General features: G+C 64.3%; 20 protein-coding genes. 10 read left to right on the plus strand and 10 right to left on the minus strand.

Going from position 1 to position 20,893, the window contains the following annotated elements; genetic code table 11:
• Positions 1-39 precede the first annotated feature (39 nt).
• The 10 genes from PH586_RS21890 to PH586_RS21935 all read left to right on the plus strand — a co-directional run bounded on the left by PH586_RS21890 (position 40) and on the right by PH586_RS21935 (position 8,589).
• On the plus strand, positions 40-1,677 hold the full coding sequence (locus tag PH586_RS21890) for an acyl-CoA synthetase (RefSeq protein ID WP_271349925.1): 1,638 nt from the start codon (positions 40-42) through the stop codon (positions 1,675-1,677).
• Positions 1,678-1,784: 107 nt separating this feature from the next.
• Positions 1,785-3,287 (plus strand): F0F1 ATP synthase subunit beta, encoded by a 1,503-nt coding sequence (gene atpD, locus PH586_RS21895; RefSeq protein ID WP_271349926.1) that lies wholly within the window; start codon positions 1,785-1,787, stop codon positions 3,285-3,287.
• Positions 3,262-3,666 carry a F0F1 ATP synthase subunit epsilon gene (locus tag PH586_RS21900; RefSeq protein WP_271349927.1) on the plus strand — a complete coding sequence of 135 codons (405 nt, stop codon included), beginning with the start codon at positions 3,262-3,264 and terminating at the stop codon, positions 3,664-3,666. Before atpD ends, PH586_RS21900 begins: the two co-directional genes overlap by 26 nt.
• Positions 3,667-3,687: 21 nt before the next feature.
• Complete coding sequence (locus PH586_RS21905) at positions 3,688-4,041, plus strand: AtpZ/AtpI family protein (protein WP_271349928.1); 354 nt, start codon at positions 3,688-3,690, stop codon at positions 4,039-4,041.
• Entirely contained in the window at positions 4,028-4,348 is a 321-nt protein-coding gene (locus PH586_RS21910) for an N-ATPase subunit AtpR (protein WP_271349929.1), read from the plus strand. Before PH586_RS21905 ends, PH586_RS21910 begins: the two co-directional genes overlap by 14 nt.
• Positions 4,338-5,027 (plus strand): F0F1 ATP synthase subunit A, encoded by a 690-nt coding sequence (locus tag PH586_RS21915; protein WP_271349930.1) that lies wholly within the window; start codon positions 4,338-4,340, stop codon positions 5,025-5,027. Before PH586_RS21910 ends, PH586_RS21915 begins: the two co-directional genes overlap by 11 nt.
• 29 nt (positions 5,028-5,056) lie before the next feature.
• Positions 5,057-5,338 carry a F0F1 ATP synthase subunit C gene (locus PH586_RS21920; RefSeq protein ID WP_271349931.1) on the plus strand — a complete coding sequence of 94 codons (282 nt, stop codon included), beginning with the start codon at positions 5,057-5,059 and terminating at the stop codon, positions 5,336-5,338.
• Between the two features lie 4 nt (positions 5,339-5,342).
• Positions 5,343-6,122: a F0F1 ATP synthase subunit B family protein gene (locus PH586_RS21925; protein WP_271349932.1), complete on the plus strand. Its 780-nt coding sequence runs from the start codon at positions 5,343-5,345 to the stop codon at positions 6,120-6,122.
• Positions 6,119-7,714, plus strand: coding sequence for an alternate F1F0 ATPase, F1 subunit alpha (locus PH586_RS21930; RefSeq protein WP_271349933.1), 1,596 nt, complete (start codon positions 6,119-6,121; stop codon positions 7,712-7,714). Before PH586_RS21925 ends, PH586_RS21930 begins: the two co-directional genes overlap by 4 nt.
• Complete coding sequence (locus PH586_RS21935) at positions 7,711-8,589, plus strand: F0F1 ATP synthase subunit gamma (protein WP_271349934.1); 879 nt, start codon at positions 7,711-7,713, stop codon at positions 8,587-8,589. Before PH586_RS21930 ends, PH586_RS21935 begins: the two co-directional genes overlap by 4 nt.
• A 175-nt stretch (positions 8,590-8,764) precedes the next feature.
• Here the strand turns inward: PH586_RS21935 and PH586_RS21940 are convergent, their stop codons facing one another.
• From PH586_RS21940 to PH586_RS21985, 10 genes are all read right to left on the minus strand, one after another.
• Positions 8,765-9,118: a DUF5064 family protein gene (locus PH586_RS21940; RefSeq protein WP_271349935.1), complete on the minus strand. Its 354-nt coding sequence runs from the start codon at positions 9,116-9,118 to the stop codon at positions 8,765-8,767.
• A gap of 34 nt (positions 9,119-9,152) precedes the next feature.
• Positions 9,153-10,082, minus strand: coding sequence for a carbamate kinase (gene arcC / locus PH586_RS21945; protein WP_271349936.1), 930 nt, complete (start codon positions 10,080-10,082; stop codon positions 9,153-9,155).
• A gap of 110 nt (positions 10,083-10,192) precedes the next feature.
• Complete coding sequence (locus PH586_RS21950; protein ID WP_271349937.1) at positions 10,193-11,203, minus strand: ornithine carbamoyltransferase; 1,011 nt, start codon at positions 11,201-11,203, stop codon at positions 10,193-10,195.
• Positions 11,204-11,261: 58 nt separating this feature from the next.
• Positions 11,262-12,515: an arginine deiminase gene (gene arcA / locus PH586_RS21955; RefSeq protein WP_271349938.1), complete on the minus strand. Its 1,254-nt coding sequence runs from the start codon at positions 12,513-12,515 to the stop codon at positions 11,262-11,264.
• A 17-nt stretch (positions 12,516-12,532) separates the two neighbouring features.
• Positions 12,533-13,960 (minus strand): arginine-ornithine antiporter, encoded by a 1,428-nt coding sequence (gene arcD, locus PH586_RS21960; RefSeq protein WP_271349939.1) that lies wholly within the window; start codon positions 13,958-13,960, stop codon positions 12,533-12,535.
• Between the two features lie 323 nt (positions 13,961-14,283).
• Entirely contained in the window at positions 14,284-15,567 is a 1,284-nt protein-coding gene (dctM, locus tag PH586_RS21965) for a C4-dicarboxylate TRAP transporter large permease protein DctM (protein ID WP_271349940.1), read from the minus strand.
• The gene (locus PH586_RS21970; RefSeq protein WP_271349941.1) at positions 15,564-16,211 is read right to left on the minus strand and encodes a TRAP transporter small permease; all 648 of its coding nucleotides are present in this window, start codon (positions 16,209-16,211) and stop codon (positions 15,564-15,566) included. The genes dctM and PH586_RS21970 overlap by 4 nt, the downstream gene beginning before the upstream one ends.
• Positions 16,212-16,353: 142 nt before the next feature.
• Positions 16,354-17,343 carry a C4-dicarboxylate TRAP substrate-binding protein DctP gene (gene dctP, locus PH586_RS21975; RefSeq protein WP_271349942.1) on the minus strand — a complete coding sequence of 330 codons (990 nt, stop codon included), beginning with the start codon at positions 17,341-17,343 and terminating at the stop codon, positions 16,354-16,356.
• A gap of 340 nt (positions 17,344-17,683) precedes the next feature.
• Positions 17,684-19,069 carry a sigma-54-dependent transcriptional regulator gene (locus PH586_RS21980; protein ID WP_271349943.1) on the minus strand — a complete coding sequence of 462 codons (1,386 nt, stop codon included), beginning with the start codon at positions 19,067-19,069 and terminating at the stop codon, positions 17,684-17,686.
• The gene (locus PH586_RS21985; protein ID WP_271349944.1) at positions 19,066-20,880 is read right to left on the minus strand and encodes a sensor histidine kinase; all 1,815 of its coding nucleotides are present in this window, start codon (positions 20,878-20,880) and stop codon (positions 19,066-19,068) included. Before PH586_RS21985 ends, PH586_RS21980 begins: the two co-directional genes overlap by 4 nt.
• Positions 20,881-20,893: the final 13 nt, after the last annotated feature.

Here is a 20,893-nt window from a genome sequence, read left to right on the forward strand (position 1 = left end):
TAAGGTTTCTTCAGTCCAAGGTTCCGCTGGAGAACAATAATGCACAGCCTCAACCCCTACGAATATGGCATGCCGCGCGATGCGGCGAACTTCCAGGCACTCAGTCCCTTGAGTTTTCTCGAGCGCGCCGCGAGTGTCTACCCGCAGCGCACGGCACTGATCAACGGTAGCCTGCGCCAGACCTGGGGCGAGACCTACAGCCGCTGCATTCGCCTGGCCTCGGCCCTGGCGCAACGCGGCATTGGCCTGGGCGATACGGTGGCGGTGATCGCGCCGAACGGCCCGGCGATGTTCGAGGCGCACTTCGGCGTGCCCATGTGCGGCGCCGTGCTCAACGCCATCAACACCCGGCTGGATGCCGAAGCCATCGCCTTCATCCTGCAGCATGGCGAAGCCAAGGTGCTGCTGGTCGACAAGGAATTCGGCGAACTGGTGCAGCGCGCCACCAGTCACCTGCCCAACCGTCCGCTGATCATCGGCATCGACGACCCGGAGTATCAGGACGGCCAGCTGATCGGCCAGTTCGACTACGAGGCGCTGCTGGCCGAAGGCGACGCCGACTACGCCTGGCAGATGCCCGCCGATGAGTGGCAGGCCATTTCGCTCAACTACACTTCCGGTACCACCGGCAACCCCAAGGGCGTGGTCTATCACCACCGCGGCGCGCACCTGAATGCCCTGTCCAATGCCATGTGCTGGGACATGAGCCGCTTCCCGGTGTACCTGTGGACCCTGCCGATGTTCCACTGCAACGGCTGGTGCTTCCCCTGGGCCCTGGCGGCCTATGTCGGGGTCAATGTGTGCCTGCGCCATGTGCGCGCCGAGGCCATCTACCCGGCGATTGCCGAGCATGGTGTCGACCACTTCTGCGGTGCGCCGATCGTGCTGAACATGCTGGCCAATGCCGCCGATGAGCTGAAGGCGCTGAAGACCCGCCCGGTCAAGGTGCTGACTGCCGGCGCCGCACCACCCGCCGCGGTGATCGAGGCCATGGAAGCCCTGGAGTTCCGCGTCACCCATGTCTACGGCCTGACCGAAACCTATGGCCCCAGCGTGGCTTGTGAGTGGAAGGCCGAGTGGGACAGCGAAACCCCCGAGCAGCGCGCCCGCCTGAAATCCCGTCAGGGCGTGCGTGCGCCCTTGCTCGACGGCCTGATGGTGGCCGACCCGGACAGCCTGCAGCCGGTGCCCAAGGACGGTCAGAGCATCGGCGAGATCATGATGCGCGGCAATGTGGTGATGAAGGGCTACCTGAAAAACCCCACGGCCACCGCCGAAGCCTTCGCCGGCGGCTGGTTCCACTCCGGCGACCTGGCGGTGTGGCACGCCGATGGTTACATCGAGATCAAGGATCGCTCCAAGGACATCATCATCTCCGGTGGCGAGAACATCTCCTCGATCGAAGTGGAGGACGTGCTGTATCGCCACCCGCTTATTTTGGAAGCGGCGGTGGTGGCCATGCCCAGCGACAAGTGGGGCGAAACACCCTGCGCCTTCGTCACCGCCAAGCCGGGAGTCGAACTGACCGAGGCCGCGGTGATTGCCTTCTGCCAACAGCGCATGGCGCGTTTCAAGGTGCCCGGTTGCGTGGTGTTCACCGCCCTGCCGAAAACCGCTACCGGCAAGGTGCAGAAGTTCGTGCTGCGCGAGCAGGCCAGGGGAATGGCCGCGCCATAACGGTCTGCCGGTCGCCGCTGCGGTCCCGGGCGCAGGGGCGGGAGGCCGTGGCTGCTTGTGCTATCGTCGAGTAGACAGTGTTCATCCATGTCCACCGAGTCGAGCCCATGAACAGCCGGCCTGCAGCGCCTGATGCCAAAGCCCTTGAAGCGAGATCGGGTGTGGTGGTGGCCGTGCGCGGCAGTGTGGTGGACATGCGCTTTACCGACGGCTTGCCGCCTATCTACGCGCTGCTGCGTACCGGGCCGAGCGGGCAGGTCGTGATAGAAGTGCTGGTGCAGCGCGATGCCCAGCATGTCCGCGGAATCGCCCTGACCCCGACCCAGGGCCTGGCCCGTGGCATGCGCGTGGAAAACACCGGCGGGCCGCTCAAGGCCCCGGTGGGCAAGGCCATTGTCTCGCGCATCTTTGATGTGTTCGGCAACACCATCGACGGCGAGCCACCCTTGAACGATATGCAGTGGCGCTCCGTGCACCGGGCACCGCCGCTCCTGACCCAGCGCTCTACCCAGGCGGAAATCTTCGTCACTGGCATCAAGGTCATTGATGTGCTGTCGCCCCTGGAGCGGGGCGGCAAGGCCGGCCTGTTTGGTGGCGCCGGGGTGGGCAAGACCGTGCTGCTGACGGAAATGATCCACAACATGGTCAGCCATCAGCAGGGCGTCAGCATCTTCTGCGGCATTGGCGAGCGTTCCCGCGAAGGCGAAGAGCTGTACCGCGACATGAAAGCCGCTGGCGTGCTGCCCAATATGGTGATGCTCTTCGGGCAGATGAACGAGCCGCCCGGGGCGCGCTTTCGCATCGGCCATGCGGCCCTGACCATGGCCGAGTATTTTCGCGACGACCAGCACCGCGATGTCCTGCTGCTGATCGACAATATCTTCCGCTTTATTCAAGCCGGCTCCGAGGTCTCCGGACTGCTAGGGCAGATGCCCTCGCGCCTGGGCTACCAGCCGACCATGGGCACCGAGCTGGCCGGGCTGGAAGAGCGCATCGCCAACACCGACAACGGCGCCATCACCTCGATTCAGGCGGTCTATGTGCCTGCCGATGACTTCACCGACCCGGCCGCGGTACACACCTTCAGTCACCTCTCGGCGTCCATCGTGCTGTCGCGCAAACGGGCCAGCGAAGGCCTGTACCCGGCGATCGACCCGCTGCAATCCATCTCGAAGATGGCCACCCCGGCTATCGTCGGCGAGCGCCACTATCTGTTGGCCCAGGCGATCCGCCGCACCCTGGCGCAATACGCCCAGCTGAAGGACATCATTGCCATGCTCGGTATCGAGCAGCTGTCCCAGGAGGACCGCAATGTGGTGGCCCGGGCCCGGCGGCTGGAGCGCTTTCTCACCCAGCCGTTTTTCACCACCGAACAGTTCACCGGCCTGGCCGGCAAGCTGGTCAGCCTGGAGGATGCCCTGGACGGCTGCGAGCGGATCCTCACCGACGAATTCAAGGCGCTTCCCGAAAGTGCGCTCTATATGATCGGCGCGGTCGATGAAGCCTACGCCAAACAGCGTGGCGCTACGGCCACGCCCAGCCGCTCAGCCTCGCCACAGCAGCAGGCATCAGGGGAGGTGGAAAATGGCAGCGACCAGCATGCACCTTAAGCTGTTGCTGCCGTTCCAGATCTTCGCCGACGTCAGGGACGTGTCGCGCCTGGTGGCAGAGACCCATGGTGGCTCGTTCGGCCTGCTGCCGCAGCGCCTCGACTGCGTGGCGGCGTTGCCGCCGGGCATTCTGATCTACGAAACCGCCGCCGACGGCGAGGTGTTCGTCGCGGTGGATGAAGGGGTGCTGGTCAAGACCGGTGACCAGGTGCTGATTTCCGTGCGCCGGGCCCTGCGTGGCAGCGACCTCGGTCGGTTGCGCGAGGCGGTGGAGCAGGAGTTTCTGACCCTGGATGAGAATGAGCAAGTCTTGCGTTCCTTGATGGCCAAGCTGGAAAGCGGTTTTTTGCGCCGCTTCGCAACCTTCCAAGACAGATAACCCAGATCAACTACCCTGAAAATGAGCGAAGAAGACCACCCACCAGAAGCACCGCGCAAGCCGCCGGCAGATTTTCCCGAGCAGGTCGGGCGCAAGGCGGCGCGCAAACTCAAGGCGCGGCGCAATGCTACGCCGGGTGTCTGGTTCGGCTTGGGCATGATGGGCTTGATCGGTTGGTCGGTGGTGGTGCCGACGCTGCTGGGCGCGGCGCTGGGCCTGTGGTTGGATCGCCATTATCCGGGGCCGCGTTCCTGGACCCTGGCGCTGCTGGTGGCCGGGCTGCTGCTCGGCTGCTTCAATGCCTGGCACTGGGTGACCAAGGAAGACCGCGCCATGCGCGAAGAGCGGGAGGACAAGCACGATGAGCATGAATGAGATCATCTTCATGGCGCTGGCGGGGGTTGCCGGCAGCGTGCTCGGCGCAGTGTTTTTCGCCGGCCTGTGGTGGACGTTGCGCCGCGGCCTGGCCTCCAGTCGTCCGGCGTTGTGGTTTTTCAGCAGTCTGCTGCTGCGTCTGAGCCTGACCCTGGCCGGCTTCTACTGGGTGGCCGGCGACGACTGGCGGCGCTTGCTGGCCTGTCTGCTGGGCTTCTTGCTGGCCCGCCTGCTGGTGACCCGGCTGACTCGTCCGGCACACCCCCCTGCGGGTATTTCTCCCGGGGAGGTGAGCCATGCACCTTAGCCCGGATGACATCATTTTCTGGCAATTCGGCCTGTTCAAGCTGAATGCCACCATCGTCTATACCTGGGCGCTGATGCTGGTCCTGGTGCTGGGCTCGCGACTGATCACCGCCCGCCTGTCCGGCGGTCACCGGCGCTCGGCGTGGCAGAACCTGCTGGAAATCATCGTGTGTATGATGGAAAAACAGCTCGGCGAAATTGGTCTGGCACACCCACAGCGTTACCTGGGCTTTATCGGCACGCTGTTCCTGTTCGTCGCCGCGGCCACCCTGAGTACGGTGATTCCGGGCTTCGAAGCGCCCACCGGCTCGCTCTCCACCACCGTCGCGCTGGCTGCCTGCGTAATGGTGGCGGTGCCCATGTATGGCATCCGTGATCAGGGCCTGCGCGGCTACCTGCAGACCTACCTCGAACCGACCTGGATCATGCTGCCGTTCAACCTGATCAGCGAGGTTTCGCGCACCCTGGCCCTGGCCGTCCGGCTGTTTGGCAACATGATGAGCGGGGCGATGATCATCGGCATTCTGCTGGCGATTACCCCGTTTCTGTTTCCCATCGTCATGACCTTGCTCGGCCTGCTGACCGGCATGGTCCAGGCGTACATCTTCAGCATCCTCGCCGCGGTCTACATCGCCGCCGCCACCCGGACCCGCAAGCTGCGACCACAGTCTTCGACTTGAGGCTTTTTCCACTTCAGTGAGGAATCTCCATGGACAGCATGACCCTGATCGCCCTGGTTTCAATTGTCATGGCCGGGCTCACCACCGGTTTCGGCACCATGGGCCCGGCACTGGCCGAAGGCCGCGCGGTGGGGGCAGCCATGACCTCCCTGGCCCAGCAGCCGGATGCCTCGGCGACTATCACCCGCACCCTGTTTGTCGGCCTGGCGATGATCGAGTCCACCGCCATTTACTGCTTCGTGGTGTCGATGATCCTGCTGTTTGCCAACCCCTTCTGGAACACCGCCATCGCCCAGGCCGCGGGTCAGTGACGTCATGCTGATCGACTGGTTTACCGTCGCGGCCCAGGTGCTCAACTTCGTCGTGCTGGTCTGGTTGATGAAGCGCTTTCTCTACCGGCCGATTCTGCGTGCCATCGCCGCCCGCGAGCAGCTGATTGCCGCGCAGCTGGCCGCTGCCGCCGGGCAAAAGGCCGAAGCGCAACGCGAGCGCGCCGAGTTCGAGGCAAAGAATCAGGCCTTCGAGGCGCAACGTGCCTCACTGCTCAGCGAGGCCGTGGCGCAGGTGCAGCTTGAGCGCCAGCGCCTGCTGGAAAGCGCGCGCCAAGCGGCCGCGACCATGAGCGCCAAGCACCAGCAAGCGCTGCGCAATGACGCCGACAAGCTTAATCAGGCCCTGGCGCAGCGGGTCCAGCACGAGGTCTTCGCCATCGCCCGCAAGGCCCTGGCCGACCTGGCCGACTGCAGCCTGGAGGAGCGCCTGGTCGCGGTGTTTATCGAGCAGTTGCAGGGCCTCGAGGCGTCGGCGCAGCAGCAACTGGCCGAAGCCATTGCGCTCGGTACCGAGCCGGTGCTGCTGCGCAGCGCCTTCGAGTTGCCGGCCGCGCAACGCCGGCTGCTGCAAGACGCGTTGAATCACTGCTTTGCCGGCGAGATTGCCCTGCGTTTCGAACGCAAGGCCGAGCTGCTGGGCGGGATCGAGCTGAGCTGCAATGGCCAGCGCCTGGCCTGGAGCATCAGCGACTACCTGCAGGCGCTGCAGCAGGGTGTCGACGAACTGCTGCAGGCCCAACCCACCGCTGCGACCCAGCCATGAATGCCCCGCTGGAAGCGCTGCAGCAGGTGCTCGAGCGCACCCTGAACGGTATCGGCCAGACCCGCCAGGCCTTCCAGCCCCGGCTGCGGCTAAGCGAGGTCGGCACCATTACCCAGGTGTCCACCGGCATCGCCACTGTCAGTGGTCTGCCCGGCGCCGGCTTTGAGGAGTTGCTGAGTTTCCCCGGCGGCGTGTTCGGCATCGTCTTCAACCTCGACGAAACTGAAATAGGCGTGGTGCTGCTGGGCGATTACGCCCACCTGCACGCCGGCGATCAGGTCCAACGCACCGGTCGGGTGATGGATGTGGCAGTGGGCGAGGCGCTGCTTGGGCGGGTCATCGATCCCCTGGGGCAGCCCCTGGATGGTCTAGGGCCGCTGACCTGCAGCGCGCGCCTGCCGATCGAGCGGCCGGCGGCGCCGATCATGGACCGGGCGCCGGTCAGCCAGCCACTGCAGACCGGCCTCAAGGTCATCGATGCGCTGATTCCCATCGGTCGCGGTCAGCGCGAGTTGATTCTCGGCGACCGGCAGACGGGCAAGAGCGCCATCGCCCTGGATACCATTCTCAATCAGCACGATCAGAACGTGCTCTGTGTCTATTGCGCCATCGGCCAGCGCGCCTCGGCGGTGGCCAAGGCCGTGACGATCCTGCGCGCAAAAGGCGCGCTGGCCTACACCGTGGTGCTGGTCACCGAGGGCAACGCGGCCCCTGGCCTGGCCTATATCGCACCTTATGCGGCGACCAGCATCGCCGAATACTTTATGCAGGCCGGGCGCGATGTGCTGATCGTCTACGACGACCTGACCCAGCATGCCCGCGCCTACCGCGAGCTGTCCCTGTTGCTGCGCCGGCCGCCGGGGCGTGAGGCATTTCCCGGCGACATCTTCTATATCCACTCGCGTCTGCTGGAGCGTGCCACCCACCTGAACCCGGCACGCGGCGCGGGCTCGCTGACCGCGCTACCGGTCATCGAGACCGAAGCCCAGGACATCTCCGCCTATATTCCGACCAACTTGATCTCTATTACCGACGGCCAGATCTACCTGTCGCCGGTGCTGTTCGAGCTGGGCGTATTGCCCGCCGTGGATGTCGGCAAGTCGGTGTCGCGGGTCGGCGGCAAGGCGCAGCGGCCGGCGTATCGCGCGGTGTCGGGCGATCTGAAACTGGCGTATGCGCAGTTCGAAGAACTGGAGACCTTTGCCCGCTTCGGTGCGCGCCTGGATGCCGACAGCCAGTTGGTTATCGAGCACGGCCGGCGGATTCGCGCCTGCCTGAAACAGGCGGAGTTCGCCCCGGTGCCGGTGTCGGCGCAAATCGCCACCTTGCTGGCCCTGAGCGGCGGGTTGTTCGATGACATTGCCCTGGCGCGGATGCGCGCGGCAGGCGCGGCGGTCGCCGCCGCGGCGGAACGCTTGCCTGAGGAACTGCGCGAGCGCCTGCAGGCAGCGGGCAAACTGCGTGAGGACGACCGCGAGGCCATTATCGCGGCCGCTCGTCAGGCGCTACGGGCCTTGCAGGCCGAGAGCGCACCCGCGGCCGCCACTCAGGTGGCGGCTGAGCCGGACAGCCGCGTGGAGAGCCGGCCATGAGCGATACCTCGGCCAGCCTGCGCCGCAGCATCGCCAGCGCTGGCGATCTGCAGTCGGTGGTGCGGTCGATGAAAGCCCTGGCTGGCGCCAGCATCGGCCAGTATGAGCAATCGGTGCTGGCCCTGGCCGAGTACTATCGCAGCGTCGAGCTGGGCCTGAGTCTGTGTCTGCGCCAGCCCCAGGCGCGCCGGGCCATCGAGCCCGCGCCCGCAGCGAAGGACGCCATCGGCGCTATCGTGTTTGGCTCCGATCAGGGGCTGGTGGGCCAGTTCAATGAGCGGGTGGCCGAGTTCGCTATCCAGGCCCTCGCCGATATCCCCGGCGACCTGCAGGTCTGGGCGGTGGGCGAGCGTGTGCATGGCTGCCTGGAGCAGGCCGGTCTGCCGCTCAAGGGGTTGTTCCGCGTGCCCAGTTCGGTAAAGGGCATTGCGCCGCTGGTGGGGCAGATTCAGCTGGACAGCGAGGCGCACCTGACCAATGAGCGGGCGCGTTTTTATGTGTTTCATAATCGTCCGCAGGTCGGCATGAGCTACGCACCTGTCAGTCAGCGACTGTTGCCCCTGGACCGGCAATGGCAGCAGGATCTGGCGCACATTTCCTGGCCCAGCGGCGCGCTGCCGGAAATTCTTCATGACGCCGGGCAAACCCTGCGCGCGCTGATTCGCGAATACCTGTTCATTTCGCTGTTTCGCGCCTGCGCCGAGTCGCTGGCCAGCGAGAACGCCAGCCGCCTGGCGGCGATGCAGCGGGCGGATAAAAATATCGAGGAGTTGCTGGAACAGCTGCACAGTGACTTCAACCGCCTGCGCCAGAGCAGCATCGATGCCGAGCTGTTCGAGGTGATCTCCGGGTACGAGTCGCTGACATCGCGCTAGCAGCCTGCCGGACTTGACCGTCCGTAGCGAGGGAAAGTCCGGTTTGAGGCAGTTTTTGGGCTCTTTTGAGGCGAATAGTCGCTCTATTTAACGAAAAAGAGCGCAGAAAATGACCAAATCCGGCTTTTCCGCAGTAGGACAGTGTTAAGTCCGACAGGCTGCTAGGCACCGGCGCTTATGCCAGGTGCTCGGGTTGCACCGCCTCACCGGACTTGAGGTCGAGGCGCTGGCGGATGTCTTCGAACATGGCGTCGTATTTGTGGTGCATTGAAATGATATTCGCCGTTTTCGGCAGGCCGTGTTTCTGCGCCAGGTGGAAACAGTTGCTGGCAAAGTTGCACGCCATGTCCCTGGGCAGTTCGAACGCCTCGGTAAAGGTTGTGCCGTTGATTTCACCGTGCATGCTGAAGTGCATGGCTGTACCCGTCGCGGGGGCATTGACCACCTGATACTCGACGTGGATGTCGTAGCCAAAGTCGTTGGGTTGCAAGGGCGCACGGGTGATATGCAGATGGCCGGGTTCGCTCATGGGTGAGGCTCCTGTCAGTGTGGGCATGGGGATGTCAGTGATAATGAATGCCCGGTTGCGCGGTGCTGATCCGGGTGCCGGCCTTGCCTTGAACAATGGCTTGGATATCCGCCAATGAGCCGATCACCGCGACTTTGCCGGTATGGCGGGCGAATTCGCAGGCGGCCTGGACCTTGGGCCCCATGGAACCGGCGGCAAAGTCGAACTCGGCCAGTGCGTCCGGGTGGGCGACGCTGATGGATTTTTGCGTCGCCTGGCCCCAGTCGCTAAACACCGCGCTGACATCGGTGGCAATCACCAGCAGATCGCTGTCCAGTTGTTCGGCCAGTAGCGCCGAGCACAGGTCCTTGTCGATCACCGCTTCCACGCCCTTGAGCTTGCCGTCTGTGCCGTACAACGTGGGGATACCGCCGCCGCCGGCGCAGATGACGATGCAGCCTTTCTCCAGCAGCCAGGTGATCGGGCGGATTTCGAAGATCCGGGTCGGCCGCGGGCTGGCGACCACGCGGCGAAACTGCTCGCCATCGGCGGCGATGCTCCAGCCGTTTTCGGCGGCCAGGCGCTCGGCCTCGGCCTTGCTGTAGACCGGGCCAATCGGTTTGCTCGGGTGTTGAAAGGCCGGGTCGGCCGGGTCGACTTCCACCTGGGTCAGCAGGGTGGCGAAAGGCACCTCGACGGGCAGCAGGTTGCCCAGTTCCTGTTCGATCATGTAGCCGATCATGCCTTCGGTTTCGGCGCCCAGCACATCCAGCGGATAGGGGTTGAGCGAGGTGTAAGCGGCGGCCTGCAAGGAGAGCAGGCCGACCTGAGGGCCGTTGCCGTGCGCCACGACCAGCTCGACACCCGGGGCTATTTTGGCCAGCTGTTCGGCGGCGATACGGATATTGATCCGTTGATTGTCCGCCGTCATGGGTTGACCGCGGCGAAGGAGGGCGTTGCCGCCCAGTGCGACGACGATACGCATAGTGCATGTCCCCTAGAGGTGATGGCTTTTGCCTGCCAGCGACTGACTGGCCAGCAGCGTGCACCGTGCGGCGTGGCTGGCCAGCGCCAGCCACGCGGGCGCATCAGCGGTCAGATATCAGCCAGAGCCGAAACCAGAATGGCCTTGATGGTGTGCATGCGGTTTTCCGCCTGATCGAAGGCAATATTGGCCGGCGATTCGAACACCTCTTCGGTGACTTCCACGCCGTTTGCCAGGTTCGGGTGGCGCTCGGCCAGCGCCTTGCCCACTTCGGTCTCGCTGTTATGAAAGGCTGGCAGGCAATGCATGAATTTCACCCGGGGATTGCCCGCGGCTTTCATCATCTGCGCATTCACCTGGTAGGGCAGCAGCTGGGCGATGCGCTGATCCCATACCTCGGCGGGTTCGCCCATGGAGACCCAGACATCGGTATGGATGAAATCAACGTCCTTGACCGCTTCCCTGGGGTCATCGGTGAGGGTCAGGCGCGCGCCACTGGCGTCGGCAAAGGCTTGGCATTGGGCGATGAACTCGGGCGCCGGCCAGAGCTCCTTGGGCGCGCCGATACGCACGTCCATGCCCAGCTTGGCGCCGACCATCAGCAGCGAGTTGCCCATGTTGTAGCGGGCATCGCCGAGGTAGGCGTAGCTGATGTCATGCAGCGGTTTGTCGCTGTGCTCGCGCATGGTCAGCACGTCGGCAATCATCTGGGTCGGGTGGAATTCTGCCGTCAGGCCATTGAACACCGGCACGCCGGCGTACTTGGCCAGCTCCTCGACTATTTCCTGGCCGAAACCACGGTACTCGATGGCGTCGAACATGCGCCCCAATACGCGGGCGGTGTCCTTCATGCTTTCCTTGTGGCCGATCTGCGAGGAGCCCGGTTCTATCAGGGTGACATGGGCGCCCTGGTCATGGGCCGCGACCTCGAAGGCGCAGCGGGTGCGGGTCGAACTCTTTTCGAAGATCAGGGCGATGTTCTTGCGCTGGAGGTGCTGTTGCTCGGTGCCGGTGTACTTGGCGCGTTTCAGGTCGCGGGCCAGATCCAGCAGGTAGCGCAGTTCCTGAGGGGTGTGATGCATCAAGCTGAGCAGGTTGCGGTTGTGCAGATTAAAAGCCATGACAGTTTCCTTGTGAGAAATGGGCGCGGCAGGCTTGGGTAAAGCCTGCCGAGCGCAATTAGTAATCGACAGGGTCTCGGATGATTGGGCAGCTCATGCAATGGCCGCCGCCGCGACCGCGACCCAGTTCGCTGGCGTCGATGGTGATGACTTCCACCCCGGCCTTGCGCAGCTGGGTATTGGTGTAGGTGTTGCGGTCGTAACCGATCACCACCCCCGGTTCGAGGGCCAGCACATTGTTGCCATCATCCCACTGCTCGCGTTCGGCCTCGTAGCTGTCACCACCGGTTTGTACTGCGCGCAGTTGCTTGAGGTTCAGCGCTTCGGCCACCACCTGCAGGAATGGCTGGTCTTCGCGGCGAATATCGATGCCGCCGGGTTTGCTCGGGTCGGGGCGCAAGCTGAACGGCACGATCTGGTCGACCACGTCGGGGAAGATCGTCACCAGGTCGCGATCGCAGAAGCTGAATACCGTGTCCAGGTGCATGGCCGCCCGCGACTGCGGCAGGCCGGCGACTATCACCCGCTCGACCGCGCCCTTGGCGAACAGGTTCTGCGCCAGCTGGCCGATGGCCTGGCGCGAGCTGCGCTCGCCCATGCCGATCAGCACCACACCGTTACCAATCGGCATTACGTCGCCCCCTTCCAGGCTGGCCGAACCGTGGTCGAGGTCCGGGTCGCCGTACCAGGTTGCGAAGTCGGCGTTGGCGAATTCGGGGTGGAACCGGTAGATGGCCGTGGCCAGCAGGGTTTCCTGGCGGCGCGCCGGCCAATGCATCGGATTGAGGGTGACGCCGCCGTAAATCCAGCAGCTGGTGTCACGGGTGAACAGGGTGTTGGGCAGCGGTGGCACGACAAAGCTGGCCGGGCCGATAAAGTCGCCGAGCATCTTCAGGCTGGCGCTTTCGCCCAGTCCTTTGAGCAGATCGCGCACGGATACTCCGCCGATCAGGTATTCGGCGAGAACCCGAGGTTCCTGGCCTTCCAGCCAGCTGCGCACGTCGTTCTGCAGGCCGATACCGACCAGGTTGGCGGTGATCTTGCGGTCGAGAATCCATTGCAGCGCCGCAGGGTTCTGTACGGTTTCGCTGAGCAGGTTATGCATCTCCAGCACGTCGACGCCACGCTCGCGCATCTTGCTGACAAAGTCGAAGTGGTCGCGCTTGGCCTGGCTGACCCAGATCACGTCATCGAACAGCAGTTCATCGCTGTTGTTCGGCGTCAGGCGCAGGTGCGCCAAGCCTGGCGAACAGACCATAACCTTGTGCAGCTTGCCGACTTCGGAATGCACCCCGAGTTTTCCAATACTCATGTCATAAATTCCTTCTGTTAGAGGCTGAGGAAGCCGGCATAGAGGCTATAGGCGGCAATGCCGGCACCGGTCAACACGGCCAGGAAAATCAGTTGCTCCACGCGGGTGAAAACAGCCTGGCCCTGCTCGCGCCTGGCTTTGGCGAAGAACAGCGCACCCGGCGCATAGAGCAGCGCGGACAGCAGGACGTACTGCACACCGCCGGCATACACCAGCCACACCGCATAGATCACCGCGATCAGGCCGATTAGCAGATCCTTGCGCCGCGCACCAGGCTGGCCTTCGTAGGTCTCGCCGCGTACCGCCAGCAGCACCGCATAGGCGGCGGACCAGAAATATGGCAGCAGAATCATCGAAGTGGCCAGGTACAGCAGCTTGAGGTAGGTGGCGTCGTTGAACAGGGTGACGATCAGAAACAGCTGGATCAGGCCGTTGGACAACCACAGCGCATTGACCGGCGCGTGCTTGGCGTTTTCCTTTTTCAGGAAGTTCGGCATGGTCTGATCGCGCGCACCAACGAACAGGATCTCTGCACACAGCAGGGTCCAGGACAGCAGCGCGCCGAGCAGCGAAACGATCAGGCCGATGCCAATCAGCGCCGCGCCCCAGGGGCCGACCACCTGCTGCAGCACGCCAGCCATGGAGGGGTTCTTCAATCCGGCCAGTTCGGCCTGGCTGAGGATGCCCATGGACAGCACGTTGACCATCACCAATAGCAGCAATACCCCAAGGAAACCGATCACCGTGGCCTTGCCGACATCGGCGCGGCTCTCGGCGCGCGCCGAATAAACGCTGGCCCCTTCGATGCCGATAAACACCCAGACGGTGACCAGCATCATGTTGCGCACCTGATCCAGCACGCTGCCCAGCTCCAGGTTGCCGCGCCCCCAGAAATCGGCGGTGAATACCTCGAGCTGAAAGGCGATGGCGGTGAGGACGACAAACAGCAGCAGCGGCACGATCTTGGCAACGGTGGTCACCAAGTTGATGAAGGCGGCCTCGCGGATGCCGCGCAGCACCAGAAAATGCACGGCCCAGAGCAGCAGCGAGGCGCCGATGATGGCGGCCGGGGTATTGCCTTCACCAAAGATCGGGAAGAAATAGCCCAGGGTGCTGAACAGCAGGACGAAGTAGCTGACGTTGCCGATCCAGGCGCTGATCCAGTAGCCCCAGGCCGAGGAGAAACCCATGTAGTCACCAAAACCGGCCTTGGCGTAGGCGTAGACCCCGGCATCCAGTTCCGGTTTGCGCACGGCCAGGCTCTGGAAGACGAAGGCCAGGGTCAGCATGCCGACCGCGGTGATGGCCCAGCCGATCAGGATGGCCCCGGCGCTGGCGCTGGCCGCCATGTTCTGTGGCAGCGAGAAGATCCCCCCGCCGACCATCGAGCCCACCACCAGGGCGACCAGTGCGGCCAGTCGCAGTTTTGTGGAAGCCTGGGGCATGGTGTTTCTCCTTGAGGGTATGGCGAGCGCCATTGACCCACGTCGGGCCTCAGGCGGTGCTGACCTGGGTCAAGGGTAGGAGGGGGGCAGCCGATGGCCGGGTTCTCCCGGGCGATGTCCCGGCTGGGTGTTGAGTCCGGTCGCCGCCTGTGGCCGCCGCTCAACCGCGAATCTTGTCTGTGTTTAGACGTGGTTCGCGGATAAACCCGTGACTACAAAATATTGCCCTCGTGCAGCCTGTGACCGGAATAGCGCCCAAAAAAAGCCCGGCACTGAGGCCGGGCTGAGGGTGGTACTGGGAAGCACACACGGAGTCGTCGCGATCAGCTCATACCCAGCCAGTTCGGCAGGGCCATGGACACGGCCGGGATGTAGGTGATGATCATCAGGAAGCCCAGCAGCAGCATCAGCCATGGCCAGGCGGCCTTGATCACCGCGGTCAGCGGCATGCCGGTGACCGCCGAGGTGACGAACAGGTTGAGGCCCACCGGCGGGGTGATCAAACCGATCTCCATGTTCACCACCATGATGATGCCCAGGTGGATCGGGTCGATGCCCAGTTGCACGGCGATCGGGAAGAGGATCGGTGCGAGGATCAGGATGATCGCCGAGGGCTCCATGAAGGCGCCGGCGACCAGCAGCACGATGTTCACCACCAGCAGGAATTGCCAGGGCTGCAGGCCCATCTCGATCACAATAGCGGTGATGGTCTGGGGGATCTGCTCGGTGGTCAGCACGTGGGCGAAGAGCATGGCGTTGGCGATGATGAACATCAGCATGATGGTCAGCTTGCCGGACTCCAGGAGCACCTTGGGGCACTCGCGGATGCGCATGTCCTTGTACACGAACAGGGCGACGAAACCGGCGTAGACCGCCGCCACCGCCGCCGCTTCGGTCGGGGTGAACATGCCGGAGTAGATGCCGCCGAGGATGATCACCATCAGCAGCAGGCCCCAGATCGCCTTGCGTGCGGTGGTCAGCAGCTGGCGCAGACTGGCCCGCGGCAGGGAGGGCAGGTCCATCTTGCGCGCGACAATGTAGATCGCCGTCATCAAGGCCACGCCGAGCATCAGGCCCGGTACCACCCCGGCCATGAACAGCTTGCCGACCGATTGTTCGGTCGCGGCGGCATACACCACCATGACGATCGACGGCGGAATCAGGATGCCCAGGGTACCGGCGTTGCAGACGATGCCGGCGCCGAAGGCCTGCGGGTAACCGGAACGGACCATGCCGGCGATGGCAATCGAGCCCACGGCGGCCACGGTCGCCGGCGAGGAGCCGGACAAGGCGGCAAACAGCATGCAGGCCATCACCGCGGAGATCGCCAGGCCGCCACGGATATGGCCGACGCAGGCATTGGCGAAGTCGATCAGGCGCTGGGCCACGCCGCCGGTGGTCATGAAGGCGCCGGACAGCAGGAAGAACGGAATCGCCAGGAGGGTGTAGTGCTCGCTGGTCTCGAACAGCTTGATCGCCAGCGAACGCACCGAATCCGGGCTGAACAGCATGATGGTCACCGAGCCGGCCAGGCCGAGGGACGCGGCAACCGGTACGCCGATGAACATCATCAGGAACAGCAGGGCGAAGAGGAACAGGATGGTCATTGCTTGTCTTCCTTCTTCTGCTCGTCGTCGTGCTCGGTCAACTTCATGGCTTCGGCGGCTTCATCGGCCAGGCCGAGGCCGGTCTGCTGGTTACGCAGGATGCGCACGAAGATTTCCAGGAAGCGGATAAACACCATGGCGTAGCCGAATGGCACGATCAGGGTGATGTGCCATTGCTTGATGCCGTAGTGACCGAGGTCCTCGGCGCCAATGTTGGCGACAAACAGGGTGTGCATCCAGTCGAAGCTGGCTACCGCGATCAGCCCGGCATAGCCCAGGCAGCACAGGCAGGCGATCAAGCCGATGATCCGTTGCACCGGCTTGCTGGCCAGTTTGACCAGCGCATCGACGCCGATATGGCCGGCGGTGCGCACGCCATAGGCCAGGCCGAAAAAGATCAGCCAGGCGAACAGTGCCTTGGTCAGGGAGATGCTCCAGGTCATGTCCTGGGCCAATCCGAGAATGAAGTCGCCGATGGCGAAGAGGTTGTCGCTGGCGCCTTCCCAGCGATCGCCCCAGTTGTAGAACAGGGTGTAGAGGTTGTTGAGGATCACGTAGACGAATGTCACAAGCGTCATGGTCGCCAGGAGAAAGGCGATAAAGCCTTCCTCGAAGTGATCGTACGCGCGTCGCAAGGCGTTCATCGATAGCATCTCCAGTGGAGGAGGGAGGGCCAGGGCAGCCTGTGTTGGCAGTGCCCTGGCGCAATAGCCCGACAGCGGGGCGAGCCGCCGCTGTCGGTGGGATAGGCCGCTATGCGGCTAGGCCTGCGCGGCCCGACCCACCCTACTGGTTGGCTGCGTCGGCGGCCTTGATCAGGTCGGCACCGATTTCGTCTTCGAACTTGGCCCATACCGGCTTCATGGCGTCGCGCCACATGCCGCGTTGCTCCGGGGTCAGGGTGATGATTTCGGTGGTCTTGGCGTCGAGGATGCGTTGCTTGTCGCCCTCGTTCAGCGCGTTGGCTTGCTTGTTCACCTCGGCGGTGACTTCCACGATGATCTTGTCCAGCTCGCTGCGGACATCTTCCGGCAGGCTCTTCCAGAAGGTGGTGTTGGTGATCAGCATGTAGTCGAGGACACCGTGGTTGGACTCGGTGATGTACTTCTGCACTTCATGCATCTTCTGGCTGTAGATGTTCGAGTAGGGGTTCTCGGCACCGTTGACCACACCCGTCTGCAGACCTTGGTAAACCTCGGCGAAGCTCATCTTGCGCGGGTTGGCGCGCACGGCCTTGAATTGCTCTTCCAGCACGGCGGACGCCTGTACGCGGAACTTCAGGCCACGGGCATCCTTGGGCTCACGCAGCGGCTTGTTGGCCGACAGCTGCTTGAGGCCGTTGTGCCAGTAACCCAGGCCGGTGATGTTCTTGTCTTCCATGGATTTCAGCAGGGCCTGACCTGGCGGGCTTTGCTGGAAACGGTCGAGTGCGGCCATGTCCTTGAACAGGAACGGCAGATCGAATACTTGAACCTGCTTGGTGTACTGCTCGAACTTGGCCAGGGATGGGGCGATCAGCTGCACGTCACCGAGCAACAGCGCTTCCATTTCCTTGCCATCGCCAAACAGCGAGGAGTTGGGGTAGACCTCGACCTTGACCTTGTCGCCCAGACGCTCTTCGGCGAGCTTCTTGAACAGCGCGGCACCCTGGCCTTTCGGCGTGTGCTCGGCGACCACGTGGGAGAACTTGATCACGATCGGCTCGGCCGCTTGGGCCATCCCGGCGATGGTCAGGGACAGGGCGCAAGCCAGGGCCTTGGCAGTGAACTTGAACATACGAGTGCTTCCTCTTGTTTTTGTGCTTCGTTATGCGCCGCAGCGCTGCAGAACGGGCGAACAAGATCAAGTCTAGGCGGCCTGCCGGAAAACGACGGACGCTGGGTAGCGATTGCCTGGACTTGAGGTTGTTGGATCGCCTGCAAGTACTAGAGCAACCGCCATGCCAGACTGTAGGTCGGGGCTGCGAACTGTCGCGGAAAATCCTTGGCGCAAGGCGATGGCAGCTTGCGGGAACGGGCTTGTGCGGGGAACCAATAGATTCCCGGTAGCGGTTTGCGGCGTCGTTGCTGCGGGCAATGCGGCGCCGGAGTGGGTGGGGGTGGCGGGAATCCGCCAGTCAGTCGAGGTCGTCTGGCGAGCTTCCGCCAGTATCGGCCACGCTCAGGCCATGCTTGCGCAATTTGTCGTGCAGGGTCTTGCGCGGCACGCCGAGGGCTTCGGCCAGGCTGCGCAGCGAACCATGGGCACGACTCAGTTCGGCGGCGATCATGGCGCGTTCGAAGGCTTCTACCTGTTCGCTGAGATTGCCGCTGAGCGGCACGTCGCTTTGTGGGCTGTTCAGGTTTAACTCCAGGCCCAGGTCGAGACCGAGGGCGAAGCGCTCGGCGGCATTCTGCAGTTCGCGCACATTGCCCGGCCAGGGGTGACGCAGGAGCATGGCGCGCTGCCCCGGTTGCAGTTCGCGCATGGGCAGGCCGTGGCGGGCGCTGGCACCATCGGCAAAGTGCTGGAACAGCAGCAGGGCGTCTTCGCCACGTTCGCGCAGGGGCGGGATGCGCAGCGGGGCGACGTTCAGGCGGTAATACAGGTCGGCGCGGAAGCGGCCCTGGTCGGCGGCCTGGCGCAGGTCTTCCTTGGTGGCGGCGATCACGCGGATATCCAGCGGGATCAGCTGGTTGCCGCCCAGACGCTCGACCACCCGTTCCTGCAGCAGGCGCAGCAGCTTGACCTGGACTTCCAGGCTCATGCTTTCGATTTCATCGAGGAACAGGGTGCCGCCATTGGCGAACTCGAACTTGCCGATACGGCGTTTCTGCGCCCCGGTAAAGGCGCCCGGTTCGTGGCCGAACAGTTCGCTTTCCACCACCGACTCGGCCAGGGCGCCGGCGTTGATGGCGACGAAGGGACCGTCGCGGCGGTTGGACAGGTCGTGCAGGGCGCGGGCGACGACTTCCTTGCCGGCGCCGGTTTCGCCGAGGATCAATACATCGGCGCTGATGTTGGCCAGGGCACCGATCTGCTCACGCAGGCGCGCCATGGCCGGCGACTGGCCGACCAGGCGGGCGCTCAACTGCTGGCGATCGGCCAGGGCCAGGCGCAGGCTGCGGTTATCCAGCACCAGGCGGCGCAGGGCGAGGGCGCGGCGCACGCTGTCGAGCAGCTCTTCGCTGGCGAAGGGTTTTTCCAGAAAGTCATAGGCGCCGGCGCGCATCGCCTGCACCGCCAGGGGCACATCGCCATGGCCGGTGATCAGCAGCACCGGCAGGTCCGGGTCCTGCTCGTGCAGCTGCTCGAGCAGCTGCATGCCATCGATGCCCGGCATGCGGATATCGCTGACCACCACGCCCGCCCAGTCGCGGCCGATGCGCGCGGCAACGCCGCGGGCGTCGGCCAGGCTGACGACCTGCAGCCCCGCCAGGTCGAGCGTTTGGCTCAGGGCCTGGCGCAGGTGCGGGTCGTCGTCGATCAACAGCACTTGGGTACGTGGGTCGAGGGTGGTCATAGGCAAAAATCCTCGGGCGACTGGTTTTTAACGCCGTGTTCGGCGGCGCGCAGGCGCAGGGTCAGCAGGGCGCCACCGTCGGGGTGGTTGGCCAGCAGTAGTTCACCGCCGAGGGCGCGTATCAGGGTATCGCAAATCGCCAGGCCCAGGCCCAGACCCTGGGCGCTGGTCTTGGTGGTGAAGAAGGGTTCGCGGGCGCGTTGCAGGGCTTCGGCAGTGAATCCCGGGCCGTTGTCGCGCAGCTGCAGGTCGATGCCCTCGGTGCTGCGTTCGGCGCTGAGCCAGATGCGCCGCGGCGGCGCTTTCTCGCTCAGGGCGTCGAGGGCATTGGCCAGCAGGTTGCCGAGCACCTGGCGCAGGCGGGTTTCGCCGGCCTGGACCCACAGGGTGGCTTCGGGCAGGTCGCGAATCAATTCGACCTCCATCGCCCGGCGGCGTTTGGCCAGCAGCGCCAACGCATCGTCGAGGGCCGGTTGCAGAGCCACGCTTTCCGGGGCGTGGCGGTCACGGCGAGCGAAGGCGCGCAGGTGGGCAATGATCGAGGCCATGCGTTCGGTCATCTGGCTGATCAGCTTGAGGTTGGCGCGGGCGTCTTCGTTGCGCTGGTGGTCGAGCAGCACGCCGGCATTGTCGGCATAGCTGCGAATCGCCGCCAGCGGCTGATTGAGTTCGTGGCTGATGCTCGCGCTCATGGTGCCCAGGGCCGACAGCTTGCCGGCCTGGACCAGTTCGTCCTGGGCGCGCACCAGCTCCTGCTGGGCGTGTTCGCGCTCCAGCACTTCCTGTTTCAGGCGGCTGTTGAGCAGTTCCAGATCCTGGGTGCGCTCTTGCACGCGCTGCTCCAGCTGCTGACGGGCACGGGCATCCAGGGCGATGCGTTCGAGGTAATGACGGCGGCGTTGCATCAGCAGGCCGAGCAGCAGGATAAGCACCAGCAGCGCCGCGCCACCGATGGCCACAGCGGTGCGCACGGGGCGATCGAGCAGCAGGCGCGGCGCCAGGATGCTTACGGTCCAGCCGATATCGTCGAGGCTGCGACTCTGCCGAAGCCAGGCTGTGGGGTCGAGCTGCAGGGGCGGTGGCGACTGGATGCGGTAAGGCTGGGTGGCGCTAATCGCGACGCGCTCGGCATTGTCCAGCTCGCGGGTGGCATGGAAGCGCCAGTCAGCCTGCGAGGTGAGGATCACCACGCCGTAGTTGTCGGTTACCAGCAACTGCTCGGGGCGGTTGCCCCACAGCGTTTCGGTATGATCGAGATCGACCTTGACCACCAGCACGCCGAGGATCTGCGCGCCCTCGCGTACTGCGGCGGCGAAGAAGTAGCCGCGCTTGCCGGAGGTGGTGCCGAGACCGAAGAAGCGCCCGGAACGACCTTGCATGGCATCGCGAAAATAGGGGCGGTAGGAGAAGTTGCGCTCGACGAAGCTGTCTTCCTGATCCCAGTTGGAGGCCGCCAGGGTCTGACCGTCGGGGTCCATCAGGTAGATCACGTCGGCCCCGGTCTGCTGCTGCAGGCCGGCCAGCAACTGGTTGGTCTGGTCGCGCAATGGCTCATCGGTGCTTTGCTGCAACAGCTGGCGCAGGGTCGGCAGTTGCCCGAGGATCGGCGGCAGCACCTCGTAGCGGTTCAGGGTGCCGAGCAGGTTGGCGACGTAGAGGTCGAGGGTCTGACGGTGCTGCTCGTTCAGCACGCCGCGGTAATAACGCTCGGCCAGTTGTTGCAGCGGCCAGAGCAGCGGGGTCAGCAGCAGGGCAAGGAGCGCCAGGCTGCGCCAGCGGAGGCGTTTGGGCGTGCGGAGGGTTGCGGTCATGGGGAAGGCGCCT

The sequence above is a fragment of the Pseudomonas aestuarii genome, assembly GCF_027988105.1.
GTDB lineage: Bacteria > Pseudomonadota > Gammaproteobacteria > Pseudomonadales > Pseudomonadaceae > Aquipseudomonas > Aquipseudomonas aestuarii.

What these genes read in the sequence shown, in the direction of transcription:
- PH586_RS21890 (WP_271349925.1), top strand. Translation starts at nt 40, where the DNA reads ATGCACAGCCTCAACCCCTACGAATATGGCATGCCGCGCGATGCGGCG.
- atpD (WP_271349926.1), top strand. Translation starts at nt 1,785, where the DNA reads ATGAACAGCCGGCCTGCAGCGCCTGATGCCAAAGCCCTTGAAGCGAGA.
- PH586_RS21900 (WP_271349927.1), top strand. Translation starts at nt 3,262, where the DNA reads ATGGCAGCGACCAGCATGCACCTTAAGCTGTTGCTGCCGTTCCAGATC.
- PH586_RS21905 (WP_271349928.1), top strand. Translation starts at nt 3,688, where the DNA reads ATGAGCGAAGAAGACCACCCACCAGAAGCACCGCGCAAGCCGCCGGCA.
- PH586_RS21910 (WP_271349929.1), top strand. Translation starts at nt 4,028, where the DNA reads ATGAGCATGAATGAGATCATCTTCATGGCGCTGGCGGGGGTTGCCGGC.
- PH586_RS21915 (WP_271349930.1), top strand. Translation starts at nt 4,338, where the DNA reads ATGCACCTTAGCCCGGATGACATCATTTTCTGGCAATTCGGCCTGTTC.
- PH586_RS21920 (WP_271349931.1), top strand. Translation starts at nt 5,057, where the DNA reads ATGGACAGCATGACCCTGATCGCCCTGGTTTCAATTGTCATGGCCGGG.
- PH586_RS21925 (WP_271349932.1), top strand. Translation starts at nt 5,343, where the DNA reads ATGCTGATCGACTGGTTTACCGTCGCGGCCCAGGTGCTCAACTTCGTC.
- PH586_RS21930 (WP_271349933.1), top strand. Translation starts at nt 6,119, where the DNA reads ATGAATGCCCCGCTGGAAGCGCTGCAGCAGGTGCTCGAGCGCACCCTG.
- PH586_RS21935 (WP_271349934.1), top strand. Translation starts at nt 7,711, where the DNA reads ATGAGCGATACCTCGGCCAGCCTGCGCCGCAGCATCGCCAGCGCTGGC.
- PH586_RS21940 (WP_271349935.1), bottom strand. Translation starts at nt 9,118, where the DNA reads ATGAGCGAACCCGGCCATCTGCATATCACCCGTGCGCCCTTGCAACCC.
- arcC (WP_271349936.1), bottom strand. Translation starts at nt 10,082, where the DNA reads ATGCGTATCGTCGTCGCACTGGGCGGCAACGCCCTCCTTCGCCGCGGT.
- PH586_RS21950 (WP_271349937.1), bottom strand. Translation starts at nt 11,203, where the DNA reads ATGGCTTTTAATCTGCACAACCGCAACCTGCTCAGCTTGATGCATCAC.
- arcA (WP_271349938.1), bottom strand. Translation starts at nt 12,515, where the DNA reads ATGAGTATTGGAAAACTCGGGGTGCATTCCGAAGTCGGCAAGCTGCAC.
- arcD (WP_271349939.1), bottom strand. Translation starts at nt 13,960, where the DNA reads ATGCCCCAGGCTTCCACAAAACTGCGACTGGCCGCACTGGTCGCCCTG.
- dctM (WP_271349940.1), bottom strand. Translation starts at nt 15,567, where the DNA reads ATGACCATCCTGTTCCTCTTCGCCCTGCTGTTCCTGATGATGTTCATC.
- PH586_RS21970 (WP_271349941.1), bottom strand. Translation starts at nt 16,211, where the DNA reads ATGAACGCCTTGCGACGCGCGTACGATCACTTCGAGGAAGGCTTTATC.
- dctP (WP_271349942.1), bottom strand. Translation starts at nt 17,343, where the DNA reads ATGTTCAAGTTCACTGCCAAGGCCCTGGCTTGCGCCCTGTCCCTGACC.
- PH586_RS21980 (WP_271349943.1), bottom strand. Translation starts at nt 19,069, where the DNA reads ATGACCACCCTCGACCCACGTACCCAAGTGCTGTTGATCGACGACGAC.
- PH586_RS21985 (WP_271349944.1), bottom strand. Translation starts at nt 20,880, where the DNA reads ATGACCGCAACCCTCCGCACGCCCAAACGCCTCCGCTGGCGCAGCCTG.